General features: G+C 75.3%; 4 protein-coding genes. All 4 read left to right on the top strand.

Annotated features, from left to right (window positions below):
* Window positions 1–333, top strand: a 333-nt coding sequence (locus tag PUR71_RS37910; RefSeq protein ID WP_329931815.1) for an FG-GAP repeat domain-containing protein, incomplete at its 5' end; no start/stop codon positions are given.
* A gap of 164 nt (window positions 334–497) precedes the next feature.
* Window positions 498–2,069 (top strand): FG-GAP-like repeat-containing protein, encoded by a 1,572-nt coding sequence (locus PUR71_RS37905; RefSeq protein WP_329931814.1) that lies wholly within the window; start codon window positions 498–500, stop codon window positions 2,067–2,069.
* A gap of 289 nt (window positions 2,070–2,358) precedes the next feature.
* A complete protein-coding gene (locus PUR71_RS37900; protein WP_329931813.1) occupies window positions 2,359–4,509 on the top strand; it encodes a SpoIIE family protein phosphatase in 2,151 nt (716 codons plus the stop codon).
* Window positions 4,510–4,714: 205 nt separating this feature from the next.
* Window positions 4,715–7,342, top strand: a complete 2,628-nt coding sequence (locus PUR71_RS37895; protein ID WP_329931827.1) for a SpoIIE family protein phosphatase — start codon at window positions 4,715–4,717, stop codon at window positions 7,340–7,342.
* Window positions 7,343–7,351: the final 9 nt, after the last annotated feature.

Raw genomic sequence — 7,351 nt, 5'->3', positions numbered from 1 at the left:
GGCGTGACCACCGACCGCAGCCGGGTCCGGCTCGCGGACTTCGACGGTGACGGCAAGGCCGACTACTGGGTGATCAACCCGGACGGCACGGTCAACGTGTGGCTCAACCACGGCGGCGACGCCGGCGGCGGCTGGCAGTCCCTCGGCCGCGTCGCGACCGGCCTGACCACCAACCAGAACTCCGTCTACTTCACGGACTTCACCGCAGACGGCAAGGCCGACTACCTGTGGAACCCCGGTGACGGCAGCACCCACGGGTACGCGAACAAGGGCGGCGACCCGTCCGGCCCGAGCGGCTGGGCCGACCTCGGCAAGATCGCCAGCGGCGCCTGATCCAGCGGCGCCCGAGTCGGTGGCGCCCCTTTCCCGCGGCGCCCGGCTCCGGCCCGGCCGCTCCCCGCGCCGTACGGCGCGCGGAGCGGCCGGGCCCACCTCGTGCACCACGCACTCCACGGCCGGCCTGACCCCGGCCCCTTTCGAAAGCCGTACTCCCTGCCATGAAACAGAGCGTTTCCCGGACGCTGGCGGCACTCCTCGCCGTGACCGGCGCCGGCCTCGGCCTGGCCCCGACCACCGCCCAGGCCGCCGTCACGCCCGCACCTCCGCTGATCAAGGTCATGCCGCTCGGCGACTCGATCACCTGGGGGGCCGGCAGCCGCACCGGTGACGGCTACCGCGCGCCGCTGATGGACCTGACCGCGCGCCAGTCGCCGTACACCATCGACCTGGTGGGCTCGAACTCCTCGGGCACCCAGGTGGATCCGGACAACGAGGGCCACAGCGGCTACAAGATCCGGCAGATCCGCGACGGCATCGACCAGTGGCTGACCGCGGCCGACCCGGACGTCGTCCTGCTGCACCTGGGGATCAACGACGTCAAGTTCGACAAGGCCGACCCGGTCACGGCCGCCACCGCGCTGGGCGAACTCGTCGACCGCATCCACACCGACAAGCCGCGGGTGACCGTCGTCATCCAGGGCCTGCTCACGGCGACGGCCGGTCTCGAACGGGAGACCGCCGAGTTCAACCGCACGATCGCCGCCCTGGAGGCCGATCGTCAGCGCGCCGGCCGGCACGTCCGCTACGTGGACCCGGCCGACCTCGACCCCGCCCACGACCTGCCCGACCAGTTGCACCCCGACGACGAGGGCTACCGCAAGATGGCCCAGGTCTTCCACACCGCCCTCGACCGCGTCGTGGCCGACGGCTGGGCCCCGCGCCCTGCCGTCCCGCGCGCGGGCACCGAGGCCGGCGACGGCGGCCGGGTGCGCTGGGCCGACTTCGACGGCGACGGCAGGCCGGACTACGTCACCGTCGAGGACGACGGGTCGGTCAACGTGTGGCTCAACCACGGCGGTGACCCGGCCGGTTCCGGCGGTTGGCAGTCGCTCGGCAAGATCGCGACGGGCGTCACGACCGACCGCAGCCGGGTCCGGCTGGCCGACTTCGACGGTGACGGCAAGGCCGACTACTGGGTGATCAACCCCGACGGTTCGGTCAACGTGTGGCTGAACCGGGGCGGTGACGCGGCCGGTTCCGGCGGCTGGCAGCCGGTCGGCAAGGTGGCCACCGGTCTGACCGCCGACCAGGGCCAGGTGCGCTTCGCCGACTTCGACGGGGACGGCAGGGCCGACTACTGGCTGATCAAGCCGGACGGCACGGTCAGCGTCTGGCTCAACCGCGGCGGTGACCCGGCCGGTTCCGGCGGCTGGCACGGCCTCGGCCAGGTGGCCACCGGCGTCACGACCGACCGCAGCCGGGTCCGGCTGGCCGACTTCGACGGCGACGGCAAGGCCGACTACTGGGTGATCAACCCCGACGGTTCGGTCAGCGCGTGGCTCAACCACGGCGGCGACGGCCACGGAGGCTGGCAGCCCATCGGCCGTGTCGCGACCGGCGTGACCACCGACCACGCCAGCGTGCAGCTGGTCGACTTCACCGGCGACACCCACGCCGACTACCTCAGGACCTCCCCGGAGGGCCACGTCACCGCCTACGCCGACAACGGCGGCGACCCGAGCGGCCCGGACGGCTGGACCAACCTCGGCCAGATCGCCGGCGGGGCGTGACGGACGGGGCATGCCCCGAAGGGTGTGACCCGAGGCCGTGACCCGAGGCCGTGACCAAGGGGGGCGGTGGCAGATGCCACCGCCCCCTTCGGGTTCCTGTAGTCCGGGGCCGGGCCGAGCTGAGGGCGCGCGGCGCGACGTACGGAGCTGGGCGGGGTTCAGCCCGTGCGTGGCGCCGCCGCCGGGCCCGGCCGCGCCCCGCGTCCCCGCGTCCCCGCGGCGACGGGGCACACGGCGCCCTGCCGGGCCACTATGGGAGGGGGCCGGTCGGCCGAATGGGGTGCGCGTGATGGGCGTGGCACGGCAGGCGTCCTCCGAGGGCGCGGGGGCCGCGGCGGGGCCCGGCCTGGAGGCCGTCGGGCAGGTCCTGCGGTCGGTGCCGGAGCGGCTCGGCGCGCACCTCGGCGGGGTCTACCTGCTGTCGGAGGACCGGCAGGCGCTCGAACTGGCCATGACGCTGGGGGCCGCCCGGCAGTTCACCCGGCCGTGGCAGCACATCGGCGTGACCGCGCCGATCCCGGTCGCCGACGCGGTGCGCGGTGGTCGGACGGTGTGGGTGGGCGGGGCGGAGGAGCTGGCGCGCCGGTACCCGAGGGTCGCGGTCGCGATGCCGTACGCGTTCTGCCTGGCCGCGGTGCCGCTCGTCGCGCGCGGGACGACGTACGGGGCCTTGTTCGTCCTGTGGCCCGCCGCGCACGCCCCGGAACTGTCGGCCCGGGAGCGCGGCGCGCTCGACGCGATCGCCGGTCGCCTGGCCCAGGTGCTGGCCGGGGCCGAGGGGGCCGGGCGGCCGGTGCGGGCGGGCCCGCGCCCGGCGGTGGCGGAGCGGCGTCAGGGCGAGCCGGTCGCGGCGATGGCGGCGCGGCTCCCGGAGGGCGTGTTCGCGCTGGATCTGGACGGCCGGCTGGCCGCCGTCACCCCGGCCGCCGCCGAGCTGCTCGGGGAGCCGGCCGATCGGCTGCTGGGCCGGCGGCCGTGGGCGGTGCTGCCGTGGCTGCGCGATCCGGTGTACGAGTACCACTGCCGGTCGGCGGTGATCAGCGGGCAGTCGGCGGCCTTCGTCGCGGTCCGGCCGCCGGACCGCCGGCTGTCGTTCGAGCTGTTCCCGGACGCGACCGGCCTGACCGTCCGGATCGCCCCGGCCGCGCCCGTCGCCCCGCTCACCGCCCTGGCCGGTGCCCGCCGGGAGCGGTCCGCGGGCACGCCGGCCGACCGGGCGGTGCACACCCGGCCCGGCGCGCTGTACCACCTGCTGCACCTCGCCAGCGCGCTGACCGAGGCGATCAGCGTGCAGGACGTCGTGACCATGGTCGCCGAGCAGATCGTGCCGGCCTTCGGCGGCCGGGCGGTGGCGGTGCTGCTGGCCGAGGGCGGCCGGCTGCGCATCGCGGGGCACCGCGGCTACCCGCCCGGCCTGGTCGACCAGTTCGACGGCACGCCGCTGACCGAGCCGACGCCCGGCGTCCGGGCCTCCACCCACGCCGTGCCGGCCTACTTCGAGAGCCGTGCGGAGCTGGAGCGGCTTTACCCGGGCCGCCACGAGACGCAGGACGGGATGTCCGCCTGGGCCTACCTGCCACTGGTGACCTCGCGCCGGCTGATCGGCACCTGCGTGCTGGCCTTCGCCGAGCCGCACCGCTTCGACCTGGAGGAGCGCGCCGTCCTCACCTCCCTCGGCGGTCTGATCGCCCAGGCGCTGGACCGCGCCCGGCTGTACGACACCAAGCTCGGCCTGGCCCACGGCCTCCAGGAGAGCCTGCTGCCGGGGGCGTTGCCCGCCATCCCCGGCCTGGAGGTCTGCGCCCGCTACCTGCCGTGCACCGAGGGCATGGACGTCGGGGGCGACTTCTACGACCTGATCCGGGCCGGGCCGGACAGCGTGGCCGTCGTCATCGGCGACGTCCAGGGCCACAACGTCAACGCCGCCGCGCTGATGGGCCAGGTCCGTACCGCGGTGCGCGCCTTCACGTCCGCCGACGCCGACCCGAGCACCGTGCTCTGCCGCACCAACCGCCTGCTGGTCGACCTGGACACCGCACTGCTGGCCAGCTGCGCCTACCTGCGCATCGACCTGGCCCGGCGCGAGGCCGGTCTGGCCGACGCCGGGCACCCGGTGCCGCTGCTGTGCGGGCCGGACGGCCGGGCGGAGGTGCTGGAGCCGGACATCGGGATGGTGCTGAACGTCGACCCGGCCGCCGAGTACCCGCAGATCCCCGTCCCCCTGCCGGTCGGCACCACGCTGGTGCTCTACACCGACGGACTGGTCGACACCCCCGGGGCCGACCCCGACCGGGCGCTGGCCGGCCTGGTCGCCACGCTGGCGCGGCGCGGCGGGGAGCCGCTGGAGCGGCTGGCCGACGCGCTGATCGACCGGGCCGGGCACGGAGAGCACCGCACCGACGACGTGGCGCTGCTGCTGATCCGGTCCGTCCCCCGCTGAGCCCGTGCGCCCGCCGCCACGACGTTTCCGGCCGCGCCCGGAGCGGGATCATGGGGGTATGGCCGCAGACCAGGGGCCCCCGCCCCGGCTGCCCCCGCGCCGACCGGGTGGCCGCCGGGAGCGGCGACACCCGAATCCGGTACCGCGGGAGCCGTCGTCGCGGCGCCCGCGCTCGGTGCTGGGGATCCGCAGCGTCGCCGGCCAGATGTTCGTCCTCCAGGTGCTGATCGTCCTGCTGCTCGTGGTGGTGGCCGTCGTGGCACTGCTGGTGCAGTCCCGCAGCGACCGGTTCGACGCGGCGCGCGACCGCTCGCTCGCCGCCGCCCAGAGCTTCGCCCACAGCCCCGGCCTGGTGGCGACGATGGAGGGGCCGAACCCCAGTGCCGTGCTCCAGCCGCTGACCGAGGAGGCGCGCAAGGCGGCCAACGTGGACTTCATCGTGGTGACCGACCGCAACGGCATCCGCTACACCCACCCCAAGCCCGAGCTGATCGGCAAGAAGTTCGTCGGCACCATCGGTCCCTCGCTGGAGGGGAAGGTCACCGTCGAGCAGGTGCACGGGCCGCTCGGCCGGGAGTACCAGGTCGTCGTGCCGGTGGAGGACGCCAACGGCGCCGTCATCGGCATCGTGTCCTCCGGGATGAAGGTCGCCAACGTCAGCAGCGCGGTCGACCGTCAGCTGCCGGTCGTCTTCGGCGCCGGCGCCGTCGCGCTCGGCGTGGCCACGGCCGGGACGGCGCTGGTGGGCCGGCGGCTCCTGCGCCAGACGCACGGCCTGGGGCCGGAGGAGATGACGCGGATGTACGAGCACCACGACGCCGTGCTGCACTCGGTGCGCGAGGGCGTGGTGATCGTCAGCGGGGACGGCCGGATCCTGCTCGCCAACGACGAGGCGCGGCGGCTGCTCGACCTGCCGGCCGACGCGGAGGGGCGCGCCGTCACGGACCTCGGCCTCGCCGCGCGCACCGCCGAGCTGCTGGTCTCCGGGCGGGAGGTGGACGACGAGGTGCTCCCCGTCGGCGAGCGGCTGTTGGCCGTCAACACCCGGCCCACCGACAGCGGGGGCGGCCCGCCCGGCAGCGTCACCACGCTGCGCGACTCCACCGAGCTGCGCGCCCTCGCCGGGCGCGCCGAGACCGCCCGCGGCCGGCTGCGGATGCTCTACGAGGCGAGCGTGGCCATCGGCACGACGCTGGACGTGCGGCGCACCGCGGACGAGCTCGCCGGGATGGCCGTCCGGGCGTTCTGCGACTTCGCGACCGTCGACCTCGCGGAGGCGGTCCTCAGCGGCGAGGAGCCGCGGACGCCGGCCGTCGGGGAGCCGGTCGAGCTGCGGCGGGTGGCGCTCGACGGGATCCGGGACGACTCGCCGCTGTACCCGCGCGGGGAGCTGGTCCGGTGGGCCGGGAGCACCCCGCAGGCGGAGGGCTTCGTCGGCGGGCACTCCGCGCTGGTGCCCGAGCTGGCGGCCGACGCCGGGTGGCGGCGGCAGGACACCGAACGCACGCAGGCGGTGCTGGAGTTCGGCCTGGGCTCGCTGATCGCGGTGCCGCTGACGGCGCGCGGCGTGCTGATGGGCGTCGCGTGCTTCTGGCGCGGCCGGGAGCGGGGCCCGTTCGAGGAGGACGACCTGTCGCTGGCCGAGGAGCTGACCGCCCGGGCCGCCGTGTCCGTCGACAACGCCCGGCGCTTCACGCGCGAGCACATGATGGCCGTGACGCTCCAGCACAGCCTGCTGCCGCGCGCCCTGCCCGAACAGAGCGCCGTCGACGTCGCGCACCGCTACCTGCCGGCCCAGGCGGGTGTGGGCGGCGACTGGTTCGACGTGATCCCGCTGCCGGGCGCCCGGGTCGCGCTGGTCGTCGGCGACGTGGTCGGCCACGGCCTGCACGCCGCCGCGACGATGGGCCGGCTGCGCACCGCCGTCCAGAACTTCTCCACCCTCGACCTGCCGCCGGACGAGCTCCTCGGGCACCTGGACGAGCTGGTCGCCCACATCGACCAGGAGACGGCCGAGGCGGACGGGGAGCACGCGATCACCGGCGCCACGTGCCTCTACTGCATCTACGACCCGACCACCGCGACCTGCTCCCTGGCCAGGGCCGGCCACCCGCCGCCCGCGCTCGTCCACCCGGACGGCACCGTGGAGCTGCCGGTGCTGCCGGCCGGTCCGCCGCTGGGCCTGGGAGGAATGCCCTTCGAGGCCGCCGAGTTGCGGTTGGCCGAGGGCAGTGGCCTGGTGCTCTACACCGACGGTCTCATCGAGGACCGCACCCGCGACGTCGGGGCCGGCCTGGACCTCCTCACCGCGACCCTGGGCCGCCCGGGCCGCTCGCCCCAGGAGATCTGCACCGCCGTGCTCGACGCCCTGCTGCCCGCGCGGCAGACCGACGACATCGCGCTCCTCGTCGCCCGCACCCGCGTGCTGGCGCCGGACCGGTCGGCCGGGTGGGAGGTGGCCGCGAGCCCCGAGGCGGTGGCGAAGTCCCGCGCCGAGGCCACCCGCCGGCTCAGCGCCTGGGGCCTGGACGACGCCGTGTTCGCCACCGAGCTGGTGCTCAGCGAGCTGGTGACCAACGCCATCCGCTACGGGACCGGACCGATCCGGGTGCGACTGCTGTACGACCGCACGCTGATCTGCGAGGTGTCCGACAGCAGCAGCACCTCCCCGCACCTGCGCTACGCCGCCGACGAGGACGAGGGCGGCCGCGGGCTGTTCCTGGTGGCCCGGCTCACCGACCGCTGGGGTGTGCGGTACACCGCCGAGGGCAAGATCATATGGGCCGAGCAGTTCCTGCAATCCGACCGCCAAGGCGGGGAAAAGCCCTGGTAAAGTTCGTGG

Origin of the sequence: Streptomyces sp. SP17BM10, from assembly GCF_036322405.1 — a bacterium.
Taxonomy (GTDB): Bacteria; Actinomycetota; Actinomycetes; order Streptomycetales; family Streptomycetaceae; genus Kitasatospora.
Note: the sequence above shows the minus strand (reverse complement) of the source record. Positions and strands in the feature narration are given on the sequence as shown.

Excerpts from the sequence above, each read along its gene's own strand:
- PUR71_RS37895 (WP_329931827.1), top strand. The coding sequence starts at position 4,715 with ATGTTCGTCCTCCAGGTGCTGATCGTCCTGCTGCTCGTGGTGGTGGCC.
- PUR71_RS37905 (WP_329931814.1), top strand. The coding sequence starts at position 498 with ATGAAACAGAGCGTTTCCCGGACGCTGGCGGCACTCCTCGCCGTGACC.
- PUR71_RS37900 (WP_329931813.1), top strand. The coding sequence starts at position 2,359 with ATGGGCGTGGCACGGCAGGCGTCCTCCGAGGGCGCGGGGGCCGCGGCG.